Below are 22,246 nucleotides of genomic sequence, written 5' to 3' on the forward strand. Positions count from 1 at the left end.
TTGGGTTTATGTAGTATTATGGATGATTTTTAGGAAATAAGCTATAGGCAATGTGTCGAAAAAACAAATAAAAACTGCCTCAAACGGTATTGAGGCAGTTTTACATGTGGCCTAGATCCATTCCAAATGAAAGCAAATGGCAACCACGATGCAGATCGCAAGTATGAGAACGTCAAAGGTTGTGGGAAGAAAGATGGTACGTATACCTTGAAAGACACAGATAGGTATTATGAATTGTGCGCATACCCCTCGAACCTGTCTCAACCATGGCGGCAAGGAATAAGGGTTATATTTTCGCATATGGTACCTCCTTAAGCACACTTTTCTCAATGTATATATACCTAAGATATGATTTGGTGCGAAAAATAGTGCCCAGTTCGGAACAAATATTTCTTTTTGTGCATAACTTAATAAAAAATTGGAGAAGCTTATTGACTATTAGCATATCCTTTATGTAACATAGTAAGGTAATAAGATAACGATTAAATACAGTGACAGGGAAGAGTACAATTGCAGACCCCTTTAGAGAGGGAAACCATCAGCTGAAAGGTTTCTCAGGAACGTCGGATTGGAAGGTCGCCCTTGAGTAGTTTCAGCGAACGCACTGCGTCTAGTAGTTGAAACCGGTGGAGAGCCGTTAACAGGTTTGAGTGTACAGGGGATAGTCTATCTATTTATACCCTGTAAAAAAAGGTGGTACCGCGAAACTTAACTCCTTTCGTCCTTTTATATGGATGAAGGGAGTTTTTTATTTGGTTCTGTTTACACCGCTGTTGATTTCCGCACCAGGCTTCGCTTTCCGCGGGGCGGTGCTTGAGCCTCCTCACTTCGTTGCGGGGTCTCAAGTCTACCGCTACCTCCCGCCGGAGTCTTCGCCTTGTGCTCCAATCACCAGCTAGGAATTAGCTTTTACATGATTTATACAGAACCATTTTCTAAAAGAGAACAGGAGGAGAAAAAAGGATGGAAATGAATGAAGTAAACCTTCCGACAAAATACGATCCACAAACAATCGAAAAAAACCGTTATCAATACTGGTTGGACGGCCGCTTTTTTGAAGCGACAAACGACCAAGACAAAACACCATACACAATCGTTATCCCACCACCAAACGTAACGGGCCGCCTTCACCTAGGTCACGCATGGGACACCACCCTGCAAGACATCATCACACGCATGAAACGCATGCAAGGCTTTGACGTTCTATGGTTACCGGGAATGGACCACGCAGGAATTGCGACGCAAGCGAAAGTAGACGAGAAGCTGCGTAACCAAGGAATCAACCGTTATGACCTTGGTCGTGAAAAATTCATGGAAGAAGCATGGAAATGGAAAGACGAATACGCGAAACATATTAGAGAACAATGGTCCAAGCTAGGACTTGGCCTTGATTACAGCCGCGAGCGGTTCACATTGGACGAAGGGCTTTCCAAAGCGGTTAACGAAGTGTTCGTAACGCTTTATAGAAAAGGACTTATCTACCGTGGGGAGTACATCATCAACTGGGATCCGGCTACGAAAACGGCTCTTTCTGATATTGAGGTAATCCATCAAGATGTTCAAGGTGCCTTCTATCATATGAGATACCCTCTGACTGACGGTTCTGGTCACATTGAAATCGCAACTACCCGACCGGAAACAATGCTTGGAGATACAGCCGTTGCGGTTCATCCAGAAGACGAGCGCTACAAGCACTTGATCGGAAAAATGGTAACACTGCCTATCACTGGCCGTGAGATTCCGATTGTTGCCGATGACTATGTGGACATGGAATTTGGTTCAGGTGCCGTGAAAATTACACCTGCACACGATCCGAATGACTTCGAAATCGGAAACCGTCATAATTTAGAGCGCATCCTTGTTATGAACGAAGACGGCAGTATGAACGAAAAAGCTGGCAAATACAATGGTATGGACCGTTTTGTATGCCGTAAGCAGCTTGTAAAAGACTTGCAAGAAAGTGGCGTTCTTTTCAAAATTGAAGAGCACATGCATTCCGTTGGTCACAGTGAGCGCAGTGGCGCGGTTGTTGAACCGTATCTTTCTACACAATGGTTTGTTAAAATGCAGCCTCTTTCGGACAAAGCGATTGACCTTCAATCTCAAGAAGATAAAGTTAATTTTGTACCAAACCGCTTTGAAAACACTTATATGCGTTGGATGGAAAACATCCGTGACTGGTGTATCTCCCGTCAGCTATGGTGGGGTCACCGCATTCCTGCTTGGTATCATAAAGAAACAGGTGAAATCCATGTTGACCATAACCCGCCTGAAGACATTGAAAATTGGGAGCAGGATACAGATGTACTTGATACATGGTTCAGTTCTGCACTATGGCCGTTCTCTACCATGGGCTGGCCGGAAACAGAATCTCTCGATTACCAACGTTACTATCCAACAAGTACCTTAGTAACTGGTTATGATATCATTTTCTTCTGGGTTTCCCGTATGATTTTCCAAGGACTAGAATTTACTGGCGAGCGCCCATTTAAAGATGTTCTCATCCACGGACTTGTTCGTGACGAGCAAGGGCGTAAGATGAGTAAATCCCTTGGTAACGGTGTCGATCCAATGGAAGTTATCGAAAAGTACGGAGCGGATTCTCTGCGTTACTTCCTATCAACAGGAAGCTCACCTGGTCAAGACCTACGCTTCAGTTATGAAAAAGTAGAATCGACTTGGAATTTTGCCAACAAAATTTGGAACGCATCCCGTTTTGCTTTGATGAACATGGGTGACATGAAGTTTGAGGATATTGATTTGAGCGGAGAAAAGTCCGTTGCAGACAAGTGGATCCTGACTCGTTTAAATGAAACGATTGAAACAGTAACGAAGCTTGCTGAGAAATATGAGTTCGGTGAAGTAGGCCGTGCCCTTTACAACTTCATCTGGGATGACTTCTGTGACTGGTACATCGAAATGGCGAAAATTCCATTGTACGGCGAAAATGAAGCGGAGAAAAAGACAACACGCTCTATTTTAGCTTACGTATTGGATAACACTATGCGCCTGTTGCACCCGTTCATGCCATTCATCACTGAGGAGATCTGGCAGCAGCTTCCTCACGAAGGAGAGTCTATCACGACTGCCAAATGGCCGGAAGTTCGCGATAGGTTAACGGACAAGGAAGCGGCAGCAGATATGCGTTTACTTGTAGACATCATCCGCAGTGTTCGTAACGTTCGAGCAGAAGTGAACACGCCAATGAGCAAGCAAGTTAAATTGCTTGTAAAAGCGAAGACTTCTGAGATTGCAGAGAAGCTTGAGGGCAACCGTTCTTACCTAGAGCGCTTCTGTAACCCAAGCGAGCTGTTGATTGGAACCGATGTTGCTTTAGATGGCGGCGAAAAGGCGATGACAGCAGTGGTAACTGGTGCGGAATTAATTCTTCCTTTGCTTGGACTAATCAACATGGACGAGGAGATTGCCCGTCTGAACAAGGAACTTGCGAAGCTTGATAAAGAAGTGGAGCGCGTGCAGAAGAAGCTTTCCAATCAAGGATTCATCGCGAAAGCACCTGCAAATGTTATCGAAGAAGAGAAAGCAAAAGAGAAAGATTATGTAGAAAAGCGTGATGCTGTTCAAGCTCGCATAGATGAGTTGAAGGGATAAGTGCTTTTTATGAGATAAATCCTGAGTGGGTGTCCTTTTAGGTGGGATATCTGCTTGGGATTTTTTTTGATTGGGGACGAGGGGGAGATGTCGATGGTGACAATGAGGTAAGCTGTGCCGATATGTTAACATGCTATGTGTGTCGAAAATTGTTGAAAGGTCGAAGGTGGCGTGTAAATGGTAGAACCTCACTTGTTAAGAGTAGAAGGTTTCAGCAAAACGGTAGAAAGTCCTTTGGGAAATGTAGAAGGTCATCTGGGAAATGTAGAACCTCAAAACTTCAAACTCTAAAATTCCCCCTATAAAATCAATTCAACTACGCTCCGGCGAACCTCCTGGAGGTAGCCGAAGCGTCATTTTATCCAATATCCATCAATGAATCCTTCCAAATCTCCTTGGCACTTCCGATCATTGACTGAGTTCCAACAACAAAAATAAGAGTAGGCTCCAAAGTCCGTACCATCTCAACAGCCTCTGATAGCAACTCAGCTTCCATCGCCCCAGCATGATATTTCCGTGCAACCTCAAGTGCATCTTCAGGAAACGTTTTATGCGAGTTATCCGGTCTCGTCACAACCAAAATATCCGAAAACCCACTGCAAACCTTGATGACGCCTTCATAATCTTTATTAGAAGGCACCGCAATAATAGTAACGACCTTCCTGGAATCTACGAATGGCAGGATTTCCTTTAAATAGGCAGCGGAAACGCGATTGATGGAACCATCCAACACAACAGTTGGGTTATCAGCTACAACCTCTAGTCTACCAGGCCACCTTAACTCCCGTAATGCCTCTTTCAATAAGTTGCCTGGAAGCATTCTTCCAATTACTGTTTCACATGTCTGAATCGCAAGTGTCGCATTTTCCACTTGAAAGGATCCCAATAATGGAAGCGATAGATCATAACCTCCCAATCTGGTCTGTAATGTAAAACTACTTCCATTCAAACTAGCAGAAACATTTGAAACCGTGTACTCCTTACCAAAATAAGCCGCTGACCCGCCAAGCAAATCACGCATCATCCCCAGCGCTTCCTCGGACTGTTTCCCAATCACAGCATATTTCGTACTTTCTTTCACAATCCCAACTTTATGCCCCACGATATTTTTCAAAGAATGACCAAGGAAACCTAAATGTTCTTCCATCACCTTTGATACAACAGCCCATTTATTTTCCAACACATTTGTGTCATCATACGTGCCGCCGCGGCCAATTTCAATTACATTGATGTCGGTGCCTTCAGATTGAAAGTGAGCAAGTGCGATAGATAGCAAGATTCCTGTCGGCCCAAGGTAATGTTGAGGATTTTGAATAGAAGCTGTAATGCTATTAATGGCAGGTACATGTCGGTTTAAATAGGTAAGAAATGCTTTATCGGATATTGCTTTTCCATTCACTCGAATGCGCTCATTATAGTTAATCAGGTGGGGGGAGGTAAATAATCCAACCTTCCACCCCATCTTTTGGAGGATAGCAGCAATCATCCTTGATGTGGAGCCTTTTCCTTTACTTCCGGTAACGAGAATTACTTTGTCACCGGAGGGGATAAGGTCAAGAGTATGCAATAGTTCCTTCGTTAAATGGGGTGCCCGTGTTAGCGCATCATTTTCCTCCTGTTGAAAGGGCTTTGCTTTTAGCAGAGAGGAGTAGATATAAGGAACAGCTTCCTTCATTGTATGAAATGTCATGCAGGTTCCCCTCCATATCCAAGCGTTTGTAAAATAAATTCTAAGTACATTCTCACGATATTAATGTCACTTGTTAGACATAATGTTCGACAACCAACCACATCTTCTATTTCATTGAAAAGGAGACGCCCGTTTTCATCAAACAAAAAATCAATGCCAACGAGGCCGAAATTAAACTGTTGAATTATTTTATTTACGACAGTACGCTCAACTTCATTCAGAGTATAGGCTTCTGCCTGTCCCCCTAATGTGAAGTTGGCTTTAAAGCTTTTTGGATTAGACCGAAGCACAGCTCCAACGATGGTCTGCCCTAATACATACACTCGTAGATCTTTACCAGGTGATCCGGCAAGTGGTTGAAGAATAATGGAACCTGTAGATAGGTGCTTATGGACTGCTTCCAACTGTTCAACTCTCTCCACCATAAACACATCCCCGCCGCCTCTGCCTGTCCGCGCTTTTACGATAAAGGGGAATGGAAGTGGCAGATTTCCTGTCAGGAGATCCTCCGATGACTTGAAATACGTATTCAACATCGGTATTCCTTTGCTTGCTAAGTATTGATGGGTCCTCGCCTTATCATTACAAATAACGGAAACGTGGTGGGAGTTAAAGCATGGAATGTTCAAGCGTTCTAGCTGCTCATTAAAAAGTGGATCGATGTTTCTCATGATCACAAAGTCTGGTTGAGCCATCGATTCTTCATCTAACATAATGACCAATTCATTATGTTGAACTCCAAATGAGATTCGGGACTGGAGGATGAAATCCAACTCCATATCCAACTCTTTTGCCTCGTCCAAAAACCATTGAATAAAAGCTTGATTCTTTTTTGCGTGTTCTTCTTCGTATATAAGCCAGCCTTTCGTCCTCATTGCTTGAACTCTCTCCACTTCTGCAAAATATGTGGAACGATATAGGTCGCAACATTGACTCCCGTACAATCATAAATATTTTTGATATGGGCATTGGAATTAATTTCACACACAAGCGGAGAACCGTCTTCAGCAAACAGGAGATCTACCCCAGCGAAGTCTGCACCAACAAGTTTTGCGCTTTTAATCGCGACTTCTTTTTCAATGTCTGTTGGTTCATACTTCAACATTTTTCCCCCGTTGCTCACGTTAGCCCTGAAATCAGTTTCTGAGACACGCATCATAGAGGCAACTACCTCATCTCCCACAACATTCAGGCGAATGTCCTTGCCTTTACTGGAAGAGATGAATTCTTGCATAAGGAAAGGTCGGTTACCTAACTCCTTTACTTTCATGAGCAGTTCATCTATAGAATGAATCAAATAAACCTGCATGCCAAATGAACCGTAGGCTTCCTTTAAGACAAGTGGAAAACCAAGGATTTCTGCAGCGTGGTAAAAGGGTTCTACATTCTCATGGGCGTGAAAAACCATTGGCGCTAAAAGGGTTTTGGGCATTGGTATCCCGTGATCTGCAAGAGTTTGAAATGTGAGCGATTTGTTATCACAGATTTCAATGCAGGCAGCACTGTTATAAACGGGGATTCCCATTTTTTCGAGGTGGCGTGCAAGTAACACATCTTTATCAAGAAAAAAAACGAAATCTGGCAGCTCCTGATGGTTATGCACTCCTTCTACTATTGCGCGGCCGTCTGCAACAGTCGGAAACAGTTCATTATTTTTCAATAGCTTAGTGGAGATATGATATTTTCTAGCTTCCTTATCAAACCATTCTGCTAAATGGATAAATTTTTGCTGAGGTAGATTTCCGTTATAAATAATCCAGCATACTAAATTTTTCATGTGTGATCCTCCATTTATGCGAGATAATGAATGATAGTCTCCAGTACTTTTAAGAACTTTCTTGAAAAAAAGAAAATAATTCGTAGGTGAGTCCTAATTGTTGATGGCTCTGCTACCGATATATTTAACAGACTGCTAAAGACATCTTTATCATACATTTTCAGTACTTAGGCTTTAAGGTTTTGTTACGGTACAATAAGATTACCTTATCCACTTCTTCAATACCAAGCAAAGGTTATGATTCTATTGGTTAAGTAGATGATATTGCTTGTTCCAAAAGTGGTTTAATATTGGCGTTTTTCTAGATTCTTTATAATAATGTTTAACAGGATAGATAAAAGTATGATAGTATCCTGCTTTTTTAATAAACTCTTTCTAATTCAAGTGATGTGCCGTCTTATGAATAAGAAGTGGCTCATAACAGAAAAATAGGGAAAACTCGAAGGCGTTTGGCAATTTGTTAATCATAGCTCCACCTTGAGTTGTTAATACTTTTCATTTTAACCTAACAGATAAGCAAAAAGGAGATTAATATGTTTTTGTCATTTAAAGATTTGCAAGAGCAAGTGAATTTTACGATCAAAAATGAAATAAACCTAGGTTTGAACAGGATTATACAGTTTCTAGAACGAGTCGGTAATCCGCAAAATCAAATCCAGGTTGTACATATCGGTGGAACAAATGGGAAAGGATCCACATTGCGTTTTTTAGAAGGGGTATTAAGAGAAACAGGAATGAAGGTAGGCGTGTTTCATTCACCAGCTTATCAATTCATCAATGATCAACTCTCTGTTAACGGAACGTACATAACAGATGAAGAAATGATAGATATTATTCAAGTGTTTACTAAACATGGATTAAATGAAGCGGGGTTAACTGAATTCGAACTGCAAACAGCCATGGCATTTTATTATTTTGCCACCATCCAAAAGGTCGACATCGCGTTGATTGAGGTAGGACTTGGGGGAAGAGATGATTCCACGAATGTGATGACACCAGTGCTTAGCATCATCACTAACGTTGGACATGATCATATAGGTTTCCTTGGATCATCAGTTGAAGAAATTGCCTATCATAAAGCAGGTATCATTAAAAATGGGGTGCCGATTATTTCCGGGGAACATAAGTCGGCGGCGAAAGAAGTAATTCAAAAAGAAGCTTTGCAGAAAGAAAGTCCCGACTATTTTATTGAAGAAGATTTTTCATATCGATTAGAAGAAGGAGATACGTTCTCTTTTCAATCTGCGGCCAACACCGTAGAGGATTTAGCGTTATCCCTGTATGGAGAGCATCAGGTCACAAACGCTTCATTGGCCATCATGGCTTATTTCTTATTAATAGAAAAGTGGGAAATAGAATATAATGAAAGAGTGTTAAAAGGTGGGCTATTGAAAGCCGTGCACCCTGGAAGATTTGAAATCGTTCAAAAAGAGCCTCCCATTATTCTTGATGGTGCCCATAATGAAGAGGCTATGGACGCGTTAGTGAATACTATAGATAGGAAGTTTTCCAATAAAAAGATAATAGTACTTTTCAGTGCCTTAAAAGATAAACCTATTGATAAGATGGTGGGTATATTAGAAACTATCGCGGATGAAATTATTTTCACTTCCTTTGATTTTCCTAGGGCGGCTCGTGCAGAGGATATTTGTAAGGTGAGCAAACATCATAAAAAAGAGTTTGAAGAGGATTGGAGAATGGGGTTACAGACTGCTGTATCAAGGATTGGAAACGATTCAGTGTTACTGGTCACCGGTTCCTTATACTTTATCTCAGAAATTAGGACTAAACTCACAAAAGAAAGGGGAAAGAAATAAGGGATAATCATCCTATTTTTGTTGTGACAAATGTTAGAAAATTTGATAATATTTAATTATTATGAAAGTGTATTGAAAAAAGGATAAAGAAGGGAGGGGTTAGTTTGGTGGTTCAAGCAGTAAGTCGCCAAAAAGAAGTGGTAATCTGGACAAGCTTTTTTCTGATGGTTCCCGTCTTTTTGTGGCTCGGATATCAGCTTTCTCCTGTTGTGGTAGAAGATTTGCCGATGTGGCATATTATTGGATTTCTGGCGCTGGCTATCATACTCGCCCTAATCCCAATCGTCGTCGGAGAGGTACCTTTGTTTCTGGCACAGGGTGTTTCCTTGGCAGCCCTCTTATCCTTTGGTATATTCATTGAAATGATTGTGACCCTGGTTTCCGTACTGGCATTGATGGCTTATATGCGCTTAAATAGGGAAAACAGATTGAGGATTCCTATCAATATGCTTATGTTTTCAAGCATTTCCTTAATTGCTGGTTTCGTATTTTTTATATTGGGTGGAACCCCAGGAGATACGAGACTATTGAACATTGGTGTCATCACGCCAATTCTAGCGCACGAACTAGTTTATTTTACGCTCAATACTGTGGCACTTTATTTTATACAAGTACAAATCTATGAACGCAAAAGCAAATTCATCACACCTGATACCAAATGGGATGCTGTTACAAGTATCATGGTCTTACCGGTAGGCTTGATCTTATACATACTCTACGAGCAAGTTGGTCCAATAGCATTGCTATACGTAGGATTGCCTTTTGTCATCCTTACACTGATTCTTCAACTCTATCATTCTAGCCAAAAGGTTAATGTTCACTTACAGCAAGCAGCGGATGTGGGCCATCAGTTGACAGAAAGACTTGATACACAAGGTGTACTGGATGTATTCCTAGATAAAATATCGACGCTTTTTAAGGTGGACTATGCTGCCATTATTGATGTAAATGGAGAAAAAATCATGAATATCCTTCGCGTCATGGACAAGCAGAACAGTGTGGAGGCAAATGCTATTTTACATACAGACGATGAAGAGCTTCTGGCTTATGTGCTGAGACGTGGAAAAAGCGTATGTTATATCACCAAAAAAGAGTGGAAGCACATGTCTAAAACGCATCTTCCCGCAAATATTGAGAGTCTAATGTGTGTTCCGGTTATTCGAAATCACAAAATTGAAGGACTTGTATTGCTAGCGAGCACATCTAAACGGACTTATGATAAATCTCAATTGATGATTGTGGATATCCTTTGTTCATACTTTGGAGTTGCAATGGAAAAAGCTCGCCACTATCAAGAGACCAAACAAAAAAGTGAACGCTGTGCATTAACGAAACTATACAACTATCGTTTTTTTGAAAGTGTATTGGATAAAGAATTCGATAAATTAAACAAAGGACATTCCAAATCTCTGTCCCTCATGATGCTAGATCTGGATCACTTTAAGAAAATTAATGATGTGTATGGACACCAGAGCGGCAATGAGATTCTCATGCAGGTTGCTGAAAGGCTCACCTTCCTTGTTGGAAGTAAAGGGACAGTTGCTCGTTATGGGGGAGAAGAGTTCGTCATTTTACTCCCTGATATGGAACGAGGACAATGCTATGAACTTGCTGAACGTATCAGGGTGAACCTTGCGACAAGATCTTTTGCATTGAAACAACATATTAGAGATACGCAGGGAGCTCAAATGGTGAAAGTAACAGCAAGCATCGGCTTCGCCACAGCACCTGATGATGCCGAGGATACACTTGACTTGATCCGGCACGCTGACAGAGCGATGTATGTAGGGGCGAAAAAGGCTGGAAGGAATAAAGTTGCAGAGTATCGGAAAACTTCATAAATAAAAAAACTCTCGCCGGGTTTGCTCGCGAGAGTTTTTTGTTGTTTGGTTAGTGGATGGTAATTTGCGTGTAAATCTTATTCAGCGCTCCAATTCCACAACGCCACTTCGTCAACTTGAATGGAGCCTATCCACTCTTCTTCCTTTAATGAGAGTACTTCCTTTGTCGGTCCGGTAATGACTACACCATGATGGGAGATGCCTTGATCTTCTAAGTAAGAGAGAGATTCTTTTAGTTGGATATCTCCATGCATCTGTTGAATTTCATCGAATTCTTTTTGATAGTCAGCTAAAAAGCGGAGTGTTTTTTTAAAGTATTTGTGCAGCATTTCAGTATCGCCTTCTACATAATTTGGTGCAGCACGAGTTTCAGAGCTTGAAGAACCTAAGAAAGATTTCTCTTCTGTTTTAGATATAAGCTTCCAATCATCGCTATGGAAAATTGGATAGTTGGGGAAACCAATATTTGATGTTGGATAATGGTCCTCTGCTTCTATAGATAGTACGACAGGAAACCAAAGTAAGTCCAAATCTTTTGCTTCAAATAGTTCAAACACCTTTTCCGTCGGAAGAACCTCATCAAATGTCACGAAAGCTGTAGAAACAGTTCCTTCTGGCAGCATTTCTAGCCTATCCCACTCAGAGGACGAATCTATTTCGTACTCTGAAAGTAAGGAAGGGTGATGGATTTCTGGGAGTTGGTCGTCTTTACCATAAAACTTCTTATCTACAAATCCCATCTTTGAGAATAGAAAATTCACTTCCATTTCGCCAATAGGGTATGATTCTTTCCCTACTGTTTTACGAAGTTCCTTTGTTGCGTTCATAGTTAAAAACATTCCTACTTTGGTATCTGCAGTGTACTTGTTTGCATATGGATCTGTAATCACTAGGGAAAAGTTGATCACGTCACTTAATTTTTGCGACCGGCTATACTCATCGGAAAACCCGTAATAATAGAGATTTGTTGAAAAAGAAGATACCATGAGAATTACTAGTAAAAGAGGAATAACTGTTAGTGCAGTATTTATCCGCGCCTTCCACTTGCTTGCCCGCAATATTTTTCGTTGCTTTGATTTTTCCAAAGTGGGCTTCATCCATTGTTCTTCCTGGGCACTCATTTCTTTTTCAAACTCTACCTTTTCTTCGGATGTCATGTCGTTTTTATCATAGCGTTCTAATTTTTTCTTAAAGTCATCATTCATTTATTTCGCTCTCCTTTCTTTGAATGGTTCTTAATTTTTGGCGAGCGCGGTAGAGCAGGACCTTAAAGTAGGTATCCGTTACGCCCATCGCTTCAGCAGCTTCCTTGTAGGTGAAACTGTGATAATCATAGAGAAGAATCGCTTGCGCCTGCTGCTCATTCAGCTTGTTAATGGCGTCCATCGCCTCGGCAACCTCTGACTTTAAGAGAACTTCATGTTCTGTTCCTTTCCCTTTGCTAAAAAGTCGTTGAAAAAAGCCTTGTTCCTTCACGATGGTCCGTTTGTGTTTCCTGTAGTGGTCAATAAACGCATTATGAGCAATTCGGAACAACCAAGGCTTCACGTCCTCACCCCTGTAATTCTCCAAAAACAAATAAGCCCGTAAAAAAGTCTCCTGTACAAGATCTTCCGCAAGGTGATGCTCCCTGCATAAAGAAAGGAGGTACCGGAATATATCCTGCATGTGTTCTTCGTAAATATCATCAATGGATTGTTTCATCTGGCCCCCCTTTCACAACACTAACGGCTGAAATGAAGAAATGTTTCAAGCAAAATGAAAAAACTTAGAAAACTAGAAAAATCTATAATAATTGTTGTATTTTGTAGAAGTCGTTCTGCTATAATTGTAGATATATAGGAAAATGTTACTAGGAGGATGGGGAGTTTTGAAATATATTATACATGTTACCGTCTGCTTACTGATTGTACAGGTGCTTTTATCGTCAATATCACCGAATTCAGTTTCAGCGACCACTCCAACCAACAATGACCAACTCTCATTGAATTTAAATAAAGTGGAACCTGCTAGAAAAGAATTAATTCTTCAAAAAGAAGGAAATCAAAATGTTGCAAGAACTTCATTGAATTTTGAATTATTCCGTGAAGGGATGCTCCTTGAAAATCCTAGGAAACCATTAGACGTGGTGTTTGTATTTGATAAATCTGCCTCCATGAATTTTTCGTTGCAGAAGAATATTTCACGATTAGAAAAGGCTAAGGAAGCAATGCAAACTGCAGCGACAGTGTTTAGTGCAGCAAATGCAGAAAGAATTAATAAAGATAGATTTGGCTTAGTCGAATTTAATAGTAAGGAAACAGTCAGGAAGTTTAATGGACAAGACCTTACCTCAAATATTAATCAAATAAGTGATGTTGTTAAAACCATTACTGCTCCTGAAGGTACTACGCTCAGTGGAACCAATTATAGTGCTTCCCTTCAAGCAGCAGAGGATCTACTTAAGAAGTATAAAGAAAGTTCTAGGGAACAAGTAATAATTTTCCTGACAGACGGTGAACCGACAGTCCTTTATACCAAGGATAAACCTCTAGGGGAATATGAAAAAGTCATCCAAAAATGTGTATGGATTTTCTGTAGGGAAGAAACGGAAAGCTACTCATATGATTTAATAAAAAACCATAAAGACACATCAGATAGAGAATTTATAATATATACAAATGGAACATATAAGATAAACCCTAATACCTTTAATCATGCAGGAAATAAAATTAAGTTTGCTAGCGACGCCAAGGTCTATATAGAAAACCATGCTCAAGAAGTCGCAGCAAATATTACAAAAAAAGAAAGTGGAATCATCCTTTACCCTGTTGGATTTGGGGAAGCCAGCATCAACTATTTAAACAAGCTTGCCAGCAAAACAAGCAATGGTGAATCCATGGCCATTGAAGCGGGAGGCACGGATCTGAATCAAGTATTTGAAGCATTGGTTAATGAAATTGATACTCCATCTTTAAATAATGTAGTAATTGAAGTGAAAATTCCAGAAACCGTTACTGTTGAAGAAGCTCCTGGAGTTAAAGTAGAAAAAAGGAATGGGCAAACCTACGCAATGGTTACTCCATCTAACGGTCGTGTCCAATATCATGTAGGAGAGCCTCCCGGGGTAGTATCCGTTCCAAACCTACCATTAAAGTTCAGTGCCCGTGGTGATTATTTTTTTGAAGTAAAATGGAAATACACCGACATTAAAGGCAAACCAACAGGATACACCTATTCTAAGGAAGTAAAAGTGTCCGTACAGGATCAAGTTGCTCCATCATTTGAATTAAATATGAGTTTATCAAGTGAAGCGCCAAAAAGTAATGACATCATTCGTTTGCAAAAATCAAATGTGGCGAATGAGAACTGGGACAGCTTTTCAATAGAATACACCATTAAACCTTATGGTAAGCTTGCAAACGGAATCAATGGTTCTTTAAAGAACATCCAGTTAAAGCAAAAGTTACCTGCTGGTTTAAAAGCAGAACTAAAAAACGGAATGATTGAAAATCAATTGAGTGACGGCTCTACTGAAATTGTCTATAATATCGATGCAATTCGTTATAACTCTGTTAATGGTAATCTTCAATTCTCAAAAGAAAATGAAAAGTTGTCTATGACGGTAAAGGGCATACACAGTTTCAATGCCCAACCTTTACCTGACCCAATCATATCTTTTGTAGACAATGAAAATCAGTCTAAAACAGCTGTTGTTACCAACAAGCCGCTAGAAAAAATAGAAATGGTTATAAAACTAGTAGATGGGGATATCAATCCTGTAGTGGAATATCGTGGCAACCATGCAGGAAATATTGGTAAATACAATAAAGGAACCGGACAATTATTGTCATCCATCACCCTTCGTGACAATAATAATGAAGCATTCATTAACCCTATCTATTCTATGGAGTTTGGGGAAGGAAAAAGGTCCATTACTATTAAATATGCCAATGGGACGACAAGGGAATTCCCGTTAACTCCTCAAGTAGCAGTCAGGTTAAAAGATTCTTTGAACAAACTGTCTATCGGAGATAACGGAGAATACACATTCAATAAGCAAGCGGAAGTGTTTTTTGATAAAGTTGTCCCTGGTTCTTCAACTCAGAGTCAATATGAAGTTCGCTTTAAAAAGCCAGGCTCATTAATCTACTCTAATTGGCAAACTATCAATCCGTATGAATATCTGTATTCTGTGAGCGAATACGGAAAAACCATTGTTCAAATTAAAGCCAATGGAGGATTTATTAGAACTCCCTTTGAGGAGACAGTCATCCTAAATTACAATGGTGTGAACGACTTCAGCCTTAATTATCTTGACGAAATGTTTATTGGAGAATCGCAGCAGATAGGAACTATTTTTGAAGGTGCAGCTGGTCTAATTGATTTAAAATTGAATTGGAACACTTCTAATAATCAAGTGGCTACAGTTGACTCTGCTGGTGTAGTGACTGCAAAAGGAGTCGGAGTGGTAACCATTACTGCTTCGTTGCAAGGTCAGGAGCTTACGAAACAGGCCATCATTAGGGTGGTAGAGGTTCCAGACTATACACTTGAATTCAAAAAGCCAGTCTATACTACCGAGGTAGATAATTCATTAAACCTTCAAAGTCAAGTAAGTATTAACCCTCCAGATTTAAATGGAAGAATACAAGTGAAGGTTGTCTGGAATTCGAGTGATCCTTCTATCTTTGCAATAGAACAAAATGGAAACGGAGTGGGTATGTCTAAAGGTGTTGTAATGGTGACTGTGACATCCACCGAAGATAGTTCTATACGTGCTTCTACCGTCGTTATGGTAGAGGAGAAAGATGATGGAGGGAGTAATCCTTCAAAATATGAATGGTGATCATAAATAAATCAAGGAGCTCCTACGCTTAAGGAGCTCCTTGATTATTTTACTGTTGAGTCATCTACTATAACTCTTAATCTGTCTGCTATAGGTAATCTTGATACTTGACTGACAAGTACATTTGGGTCATGAACTACTTGAAAACGTGTTTTCATTCCTTCTTGATCTTGGGCAGGAGTAATAACTTTACTCCGTTCAGTGTTGCCTCGGAAAGCGTTAACGATTAATTCCTTCTTTGCGAATAACCCTCCATGAATATGAAACATTGATCCTACACCATACAAAGTCGCTTTGTCTTCGGTATAGAAAAAAGCTTTAAGCGGGGTGGTTTCATTTGACAAGTCGTAGATGTTTTCATTTTCTTGTTCCATTTTAAATTCGTTGAACTCGTTAATTCGCGTGATGGTTAACGGCCCGTTTGAGAAAAGAACTAACTGTTTTGACTCGTCGATCCCCTCAATATTAGTATTAGAGATAAAACTTTCTCCAAAAGCATATATCACACTATCAAATTTAATTGTATCGTTTTCTTTTATTGCGGCTAGGGGTTCTTCATTACCATTAATGATTAGATCTCCATGTACAACTACTGTCCCGGTGATATCCACAGGAGTATCTACCATGTCGATAGATAGATCTCCTACAACCACAAGAGGTTTTTTGATAGAAACAGAGTTGTTGAACGCGGCAGTAATGGATAAATCTCCGTTTATCACCATTTCTTTATCTAATACAATGGGACCTACTGCGCTGTTAATGGCGACAGGTTGATGGGAAACAATGGGCCCGTTTATACTATTTATCGTTCCCATATCAAGCAGTATATTATCTCCTTGCATAACTTGGGGCAAGGTACTTTCATCTAACAAAATGACCTTGTTGCGGATAGCCTGTAGAGAATCTCCTGTATCAAGATCTGAGGTTAAGACAGGCTCAGGTAGAGACAATTGGTCATTTAACACCCTTAAATAAGTCTGTTTGAAATCAACATGAACAAAATCTTCGTTCCCTGAAAAAATCTCTGGCTTGTCAGATTGATAAAAAAATGATGGAAAGAGTTTGTCAGTAGGTAACCATTCTGCTGGGATATTAATTTCTGCATTTGCAACGAGAGTGTCCTTTACAGTAATGTTTTTTTGCACATCAACATTTCCGTTAATTGCTGCAAAAGGAGTAGAAGCCGTTCCATCTCCGTTTAAATCTGTAAACTCTGCTTCATTTTTTATCAGTAAGTGATTTGCAATGACATCCCCATCCACATTAGGAGAGCCATGAATATTTAGTCGTCCTTCTTCCTCTGAAGCACTATAAGAACCAAGAGCATAGTCTAGAAAACTTGGTGCAGGAGATAATACAATCCGTTTCTTAACGGTTTTTGTATTGGGTGCTTCGCCATTTACAACGGAAAACTCATAAATTCTTGTAAAAAGCTCCTGTTTCTGGTCAGTATATAGATTAGTGATATCTTTTACGGTGAAGTCAGGGTACTTTTTCTGAAGACCATCCGTAATCCTATCTAGAGAGGTTTGATAATTAGATGGTAAATCTTCTGCTTTAAGGGGTATGTCTACCACTTGTTCTTTAAATGTTGCAATGAGGAAGTCAAGTTGTTCTTTTCCTTCATAAATATTTTCGTACCTATCAAGTTGAACTTGTGTCCGGATTGTACCACCCAGTGCAACGGTTAAAAGGGAGATTCCCAAAATCATGAACACCGTAACAGTAATCAAAACCACTAATAGACTAGATCCCTTTTCATTCATCTGAACACACCTCATACACTATTAATATCCGAACTTGTTATAAAATTCTATTGGTTCTACATACAATCTGTTTTTCTCATTACTATATATTTCATGAGAAAGGCTAAACTGAAAGGTTATAATGCCACCTTTACATGAAGATTTTTCCAAACTTGTACATTGGAAATCAAAAATAGGCAATTCTGCACCTTTTTCATCTTTAATCGCTTTGATATGATAATTATCGTTATTTAGCTTAACAGATCTTTCTTTCATTTCATCTTCAACTAATAAAGTAGTGGTGAGAAGTATATCCTTTTCAGACAGAGCGTTATCCACTAGTTGAAGTTCCACCTTTTGAATATTAGCACTATCTTTTTCCGTTGAAGTAACAAAATCTTTATTACTTAATTGAAGTTCCGTTTTTCTAAAAAGAGATATCTCTTTTGTATTTTCATCAAAGACTACATCATCTGGCGAAAAAGCATAGAATTCGTTCAATACGTTGGCAACAATATAGTCTGCTTCTTCTTTCAGCTGACTTTCAATACCGATTTTTTTATATAAGTTAATGCCAGTGATAAAAACTCCATAGACTGTACTAAGAACAATACCACTGATTGCTAGGACAGCCAGCAGTTCAAATAACGTAACACCATCTTCCTTTTTCCAATCATCTAATCGTTTCATGGCTTAGTACTCCCTGGATTACGACATCATCTCTTTTATCCTTCCACTCTAGCACTACATACACTTTTAGTAGATGGTCGTGGATAAATTCATTTGGCTGAAGCAAATTACTGAAGTTTTCTTTGTCATTATCAATTAATTCCTTAATACTTGCAGGAAGATTTTGAACGGAAGGGTCATCTTGGGAAATTAGATTTGACAAAGATGATAGCGTCTCGGAATCATTGTATTTCATCAAAAAAATCGAAATATTAGTCTTAGATGAATAAACTTCATTATTAATTAAAGGATCTAATATGGACAGGCAACGCTCTTTATCATCAAAGAGGACAATACCATCTGAGGTGGCATCACTTGTTTGAGAGTCATTGTTCTTTTTGATCGTAACTTCTTTATCACAATACGTTTTATCTAGTGCAATGATATGTACATTTTCATTTGAATCAACCTCGTGAGACAAGTACCCATTGAACTTATTGTAATTTTGTTTCTCCACGTAGTTCATAACATTACGGGCTATCTGCGCAGCAATGGTCTTATCCTCATTTTCATTCACATAACTGTAACTGTTATGAAAGAAGCTCATCATCCCAATAACAACAACAGAAAGTATAGTCAGGGAAAGCAATACCTCTAATAAAGTGAAACCATTTTGTTGATTAAAAAGTTTTTTCATCTATGATTCTCCTATTTCAAATTACCTATCTTTATTATACAATAACAATAGTCTACTTAGTTCTACAATTTTTGTAAAAATAGATAGAAAGTGGTGAGATTTTGGAGTTTTTTAATTATGGAATTGCAGTAGTGTCATTTTTCCTGTTACTATTATTTTTCTTCCTGGTTCCATTAAAGTTAACGAAGACAGGAAAATGGTTGTTGCCTGGGATCTCACTTTTAGTTAGCTTAATCGGCTTATACATAATTGATATGTTTACTTTATGGCACAGTATTATCTTAATGGTGTTTCTTCTACTTCTAGCTGCAATTCTTCTTCAACGATTACCATTATTCATTAACACTTCTCCTTATGATGAAAATAATTCAACTAATCAAGGTACAGATGATAAATAAATTTTTTCAAGAGAATAAAACGGGGGTTGCGGGATGCGGAGCTTAAAATTATTGATTGTCCTAATAGGTTGTACCGGATTTGTTTTTGGATTCTCACAAATTGGGGGGATATTGGCAGGAAAGTGGCTTCCAGAGAATACTTCTTTTGCGGAAGAGACCATGATTGCTAATGAAGAAGTAAGTAACCACTCAAAAGACGAAGCAGCTGCAAAACTGGAAAAAGCAAAAAATGAATGGGTTACAAATGATACAATCTATCTCGAATGGACAGGTGAACTTCTTCCTTTTCCAAAAGACGCATTTATCTATCAAATACCCGAAACAATTGATTTTGTGGAAAGTGGATCGGAAAACGGATTGAAAGTAGAATTACCTATAGGAAAATTACTCGAACAAATAGAAACGATTGCACAGAGCAGTGATATTTTTTCATCGCTCGATTCAGAAACTTTGAAAAAAGATATGGAAAATGTAGCTTCACAGCTAAAAGAAGGCGACCATACTTTTTCTCTAGCAAACTATTTGACAGAAGAGGGGATCGCTGGAGAAACATCTTTGATTGCCGAAGTATCTTTATCTGGAACATCTAGTGTGGAAGAAATGACGGACGTGTTTGGGAATCTAGAATTCATTATTCCTGGGAACACAAGTTTTTCTGTTAATGAGTGGATAAAAAACGAACATACTAATCTATCAGATGAAGCAGCAAGTATCTTTGCATCTTTAGTATATGAACTTATTGGCTCTACAAACTTCCATATTTCAGAGAGGCACATTTCCATTGAGATGCCATTATGGGCATCTGAAGGATACGAAGTTCTTATACAAAAGGATAAAATGGATTTTGTTTTCCATAACCCAAACCCTAATGATTATAAGTTAACATTCAAGACAAGCAACTCCAAAATTTCAGGTGAATTAAATGGTGGGCCACTTCCATATGAGTATATTGTAACTCAGGTGGAAAGAAAGACCCTCTCTCCCAAAACAATTGTCCAATATTCAGCTACACTTCCAAGCAATAGGAAAAATGTAAAAGAAAATGGTCGGGACGGGACATACATACATCTTGTAAGGACTGCAACGGACATGGAAGGAAATGTGGTAGAATCCACCGTCTACAGTGAGGATTTCTATGCTCCAATCCAACGAGTGGAGCAACACAGTCTGTCTACACCAGCGGTAGTAAGTAATCCAATTGTTACTACTCCCCCAGTGAATATTGGTTCTAATACTGGTACGAATAGTAATACGGTTACTCCTCCAGGTGCAAGTGGTCCTATTACCTCGAATACAGGATCTAATACGAACACAAGTAACAATACTAACTCGTCTGGAAGTACCCAATCCAACACTTCTGTAAGTACGGGTACAGAAAAAAGCACTGCCCCATCAAGTCCTGAAAATGGAAATGGTGGATCTAACACTGGTACTACTCCGCCATCTAATCCTGGGCAAGGAACAGGAAAATAAAACGAAAGGATGATCTGTTAAAATGGTTCAAATAAGAAAACGCCTCGGTGATCTCCTTGTTGATGCCGGAATCATTTCAGAGGAACAACTTCACAGCACGCTAAAAGAGAAAACAAAAGATCAGAAATTAGGAGATGTACTGCTTCAAAAAGGATATATCACCGAACAACAGCTAATTGAGGTTTTGGAATTCCAACTGGGAATACCCCATGTTAGCCTATATCGATATCCTTTTGATGAAAAGCTAATACATGTGATATCCAAGGAATTCGCTAAGAGAAATTTACTTATCCCTCTAAAGAAAGAACATGATAAGCTTTTCGTTGCGATGGCAGATCCAATGGACTTCTTTGCTATAGATGATTTAAGGTTATCAACTGGCTTTGAAGTGGAACCTGTAATCGCGACAAAAGATGATATTCTACGTTCCATTACGAAATATTACGATTCAACGGATTCTATAGACGATTTATTTATTGGATTTGACTCTGTTGAGGAAGTAAAGGTTGTACAAGAGGAGAGGGTGACAGAAGAGGACTCTCCAATTGTTCGTATCGTAAACCAATTATTGCAGAACGCAATTCAGCAAAGAGCAAGTGATATCCATATTGATCCACACGAGACGAAGGTTGTGGTGAGGTATCGAGTAGACGGAGTTCTACGCACGGAAAGGACATTACCAAAACATACACAAAATGTGTTGATTGCAAGAATAAAAATCTTGGGGAAAATGGATATTACCGAGCACCGCATTCCACAGGATGGCCGAATTAAAACAAACGTAGATTATCACCCTGTAGATGTGCGTGTTTCAACACTTCCAACCGTATTTGGAGAAAAGGTCGTAATGCGAATTCTTGATATGAGCAGTACATTGAATGATATCTCACAGCTGGGTTTCAATGGGAAAAATTACGACCGTTTTATGGAACTGATCAATCGCCCAACCGGTATCATCTTAATTACAGGCCCTACTGGTTCCGGTAAATCTTCTACCTTGTATGCTGCACTCAACAATCTTAACAATGAAGAGGTAAATATTATCACAGTAGAAGATCCTGTTGAGTATCAATTGGAAGGGATCAATCAAATCCAAGTCAATACGAATGTTGGAATGACCTTTGCTAAAGGGCTGCGCGCAATCCTACGTCAGGATCCAAACGTTATCATGGTAGGGGAAATTCGTGACCGTGAAACGGCAGAAGTAGCTATTAGAGCTTCCTTAACAGGTCATTTAGTCTTAAGTACCTTACATACTAATGATTCGATTAGTACTATTACTAGATTAATTGATATGAAGGTAGAACCTTTTCTTGTAGCTTCTTCCATTAACGGTGTATTGGCACAACGTTTAGTAAGGAAAGTGTGTCGTGATTGCGTTAAACAAGAAGAACCTACCGCAAGGGAAATAGAAATTTTTGCGAAACGTGGATTAACAATTGACCATATCTCAAGAGGCCGGGGTTGCGGGACTTGTAATATGACTGGTTACAAAGGCCGTCTGGCAATTCACGAGTTGTTGATAATAAATGATGACATGAAAAAACTCATTATGAACAATGAACCTTTCTCAAAAATTAGAGACCTTGCAAATGAAATGGATACCATTTTCTTAATTGATGACGGTCTTGAAAAAGTGAAAAAAGGATTGACGACAACTGAAGAAATATTACGTGTCGCTTTATCAGAGTAGGTGAAT

General features: G+C 39.3%; 16 protein-coding genes and 1 other annotated feature. Of the genes, 7 read left to right on the forward strand and 9 right to left on the reverse strand.

Going from position 1 to position 22,246, the window contains the following annotated elements:
* Positions 1-111: 111 nt before the first annotated feature.
* Positions 112-300: a hypothetical protein gene (locus AAV98_RS20715; RefSeq protein ID WP_010195840.1), complete on the reverse strand. Its 189-nt coding sequence runs from the start codon at positions 298-300 to the stop codon at positions 112-114.
* Between the two features lie 182 nt (positions 301-482).
* Positions 483-729, forward strand: a binding site (T-box leader).
* Positions 730-963: 234 nt separating this feature from the next.
* On the opposite strand from AAV98_RS20715, the gene AAV98_RS07180 reads away from it, so the two are divergent.
* On the forward strand, positions 964-3,612 hold the full coding sequence (locus AAV98_RS07180; RefSeq protein WP_060664879.1) for a valine--tRNA ligase: 2,649 nt from the start codon (positions 964-966) through the stop codon (positions 3,610-3,612).
* Positions 3,613-3,970: 358 nt separating this feature from the next.
* Here AAV98_RS07180 and AAV98_RS07185 read toward each other — a convergent pair whose 3' ends face one another.
* The 3 genes from AAV98_RS07185 to AAV98_RS07195 are packed head-to-tail and all read right to left on the reverse strand — an operon-like array spanning position 3,971 to position 7,079.
* Positions 3,971-5,302 carry a bifunctional folylpolyglutamate synthase/dihydrofolate synthase gene (locus AAV98_RS07185; RefSeq protein WP_060664880.1) on the reverse strand — a complete coding sequence of 444 codons (1,332 nt, stop codon included), beginning with the start codon at positions 5,300-5,302 and terminating at the stop codon, positions 3,971-3,973.
* A complete protein-coding gene (locus AAV98_RS07190; RefSeq protein WP_060664881.1) occupies positions 5,299-6,177 on the reverse strand; it encodes an ATP-grasp domain-containing protein in 879 nt (292 codons plus the stop codon). The genes AAV98_RS07185 and AAV98_RS07190 overlap by 4 nt, the downstream gene beginning before the upstream one ends.
* Positions 6,174-7,079, reverse strand: coding sequence for an ATP-grasp domain-containing protein (locus AAV98_RS07195; RefSeq protein ID WP_060664882.1), 906 nt, complete (start codon positions 7,077-7,079; stop codon positions 6,174-6,176). The genes AAV98_RS07190 and AAV98_RS07195 overlap by 4 nt, the downstream gene beginning before the upstream one ends.
* 539 nt (positions 7,080-7,618) lie before the next feature.
* Between AAV98_RS07195 and AAV98_RS07200 the strand changes: the two genes are divergently transcribed.
* On the forward strand, positions 7,619-8,896 hold the full coding sequence (locus AAV98_RS07200; protein WP_197284238.1) for a bifunctional folylpolyglutamate synthase/dihydrofolate synthase: 1,278 nt from the start codon (positions 7,619-7,621) through the stop codon (positions 8,894-8,896).
* Between the two features lie 107 nt (positions 8,897-9,003).
* Positions 9,004-10,737, forward strand: coding sequence for a sensor domain-containing diguanylate cyclase (locus tag AAV98_RS07205; RefSeq protein WP_231687715.1), 1,734 nt, complete (start codon positions 9,004-9,006; stop codon positions 10,735-10,737).
* Positions 10,738-10,814: 77 nt separating this feature from the next.
* On the opposite strand, the gene AAV98_RS07210 is transcribed toward AAV98_RS07205, so the two are convergent.
* The gene (locus AAV98_RS07210; protein WP_060664885.1) at positions 10,815-11,942 is read right to left on the reverse strand and encodes an anti-sigma factor; all 1,128 of its coding nucleotides are present in this window, start codon (positions 11,940-11,942) and stop codon (positions 10,815-10,817) included.
* The gene (locus AAV98_RS07215; protein ID WP_060664886.1) at positions 11,935-12,441 is read right to left on the reverse strand and encodes a sigma-70 family RNA polymerase sigma factor; all 507 of its coding nucleotides are present in this window, start codon (positions 12,439-12,441) and stop codon (positions 11,935-11,937) included. The genes AAV98_RS07210 and AAV98_RS07215 overlap by 8 nt, the downstream gene beginning before the upstream one ends.
* 166 nt (positions 12,442-12,607) lie before the next feature.
* Between AAV98_RS07215 and AAV98_RS07220 the strand changes: the two genes are divergently transcribed.
* Positions 12,608-15,565 carry a VWA domain-containing protein gene (locus AAV98_RS07220; protein ID WP_060664887.1) on the forward strand — a complete coding sequence of 986 codons (2,958 nt, stop codon included), beginning with the start codon at positions 12,608-12,610 and terminating at the stop codon, positions 15,563-15,565.
* A gap of 44 nt (positions 15,566-15,609) precedes the next feature.
* On the opposite strand, the gene AAV98_RS07225 is transcribed toward AAV98_RS07220, so the two are convergent.
* From AAV98_RS07225 to AAV98_RS07235, 3 genes are read right to left on the reverse strand one after another with little or no spacing between them, the layout of a single operon-like run.
* On the reverse strand, positions 15,610-17,331 hold the full coding sequence (locus AAV98_RS07225) for a hypothetical protein (RefSeq protein ID WP_060664888.1): 1,722 nt from the start codon (positions 17,329-17,331) through the stop codon (positions 15,610-15,612).
* Between the two features lie 21 nt (positions 17,332-17,352).
* On the reverse strand, positions 17,353-18,000 hold the full coding sequence (locus AAV98_RS07230) for a type II secretion system protein (RefSeq protein ID WP_060664889.1): 648 nt from the start codon (positions 17,998-18,000) through the stop codon (positions 17,353-17,355).
* Positions 17,984-18,676 (reverse strand): type IV pilus modification PilV family protein, encoded by a 693-nt coding sequence (locus AAV98_RS07235; protein ID WP_060664890.1) that lies wholly within the window; start codon positions 18,674-18,676, stop codon positions 17,984-17,986. Before AAV98_RS07235 ends, AAV98_RS07230 begins: the two co-directional genes overlap by 17 nt.
* 101 nt (positions 18,677-18,777) lie before the next feature.
* On the opposite strand from AAV98_RS07235, the gene AAV98_RS07240 reads away from it, so the two are divergent.
* The 3 genes from AAV98_RS07240 to AAV98_RS07250 are packed head-to-tail and all read left to right on the forward strand — an operon-like array spanning position 18,778 to position 22,240.
* Entirely contained in the window at positions 18,778-19,074 is a 297-nt protein-coding gene (locus AAV98_RS07240) for a hypothetical protein (RefSeq protein WP_060664891.1), read from the forward strand.
* Positions 19,075-19,107: 33 nt separating this feature from the next.
* A complete protein-coding gene (locus tag AAV98_RS07245) occupies positions 19,108-20,547 on the forward strand; it encodes a hypothetical protein (RefSeq protein ID WP_060664892.1) in 1,440 nt (479 codons plus the stop codon).
* A 22-nt stretch (positions 20,548-20,569) separates the two neighbouring features.
* Entirely contained in the window at positions 20,570-22,240 is a 1,671-nt protein-coding gene (locus tag AAV98_RS07250) for a GspE/PulE family protein (protein WP_060664893.1), read from the forward strand.
* Positions 22,241-22,246: the final 6 nt, after the last annotated feature.

The sequence above is a fragment of the Bacillus sp. CHD6a genome, assembly GCF_001293645.1.
GTDB lineage: Bacteria > Bacillota > Bacilli > Bacillales > Bacillaceae_I > Sutcliffiella_A.

Excerpts from the sequence above, each read along its gene's own strand:
- AAV98_RS20715 (WP_010195840.1), bottom strand. The coding sequence starts at position 300 with ATGCGAAAATATAACCCTTATTCCTTGCCGCCATGGTTGAGACAGGTT.
- AAV98_RS07180 (WP_060664879.1), top strand. The coding sequence starts at position 964 with ATGGAAATGAATGAAGTAAACCTTCCGACAAAATACGATCCACAAACA.
- AAV98_RS07185 (WP_060664880.1), bottom strand. The coding sequence starts at position 5,302 with ATGACATTTCATACAATGAAGGAAGCTGTTCCTTATATCTACTCCTCT.
- AAV98_RS07190 (WP_060664881.1), bottom strand. The coding sequence starts at position 6,177 with ATGAGGACGAAAGGCTGGCTTATATACGAAGAAGAACACGCAAAAAAG.
- AAV98_RS07195 (WP_060664882.1), bottom strand. The coding sequence starts at position 7,079 with ATGAAAAATTTAGTATGCTGGATTATTTATAACGGAAATCTACCTCAG.
- AAV98_RS07210 (WP_060664885.1), bottom strand. The coding sequence starts at position 11,942 with ATGAATGATGACTTTAAGAAAAAATTAGAACGCTATGATAAAAACGAC.
- AAV98_RS07215 (WP_060664886.1), bottom strand. The coding sequence starts at position 12,441 with ATGAAACAATCCATTGATGATATTTACGAAGAACACATGCAGGATATA.
- AAV98_RS07225 (WP_060664888.1), bottom strand. The coding sequence starts at position 17,331 with ATGAATGAAAAGGGATCTAGTCTATTAGTGGTTTTGATTACTGTTACG.
- AAV98_RS07230 (WP_060664889.1), bottom strand. The coding sequence starts at position 18,000 with ATGAAACGATTAGATGATTGGAAAAAGGAAGATGGTGTTACGTTATTT.
- AAV98_RS07235 (WP_060664890.1), bottom strand. The coding sequence starts at position 18,676 with ATGAAAAAACTTTTTAATCAACAAAATGGTTTCACTTTATTAGAGGTA.
- AAV98_RS07245 (WP_060664892.1), top strand. The coding sequence starts at position 19,108 with ATGCGGAGCTTAAAATTATTGATTGTCCTAATAGGTTGTACCGGATTT.
- AAV98_RS07250 (WP_060664893.1), top strand. The coding sequence starts at position 20,570 with ATGGTTCAAATAAGAAAACGCCTCGGTGATCTCCTTGTTGATGCCGGA.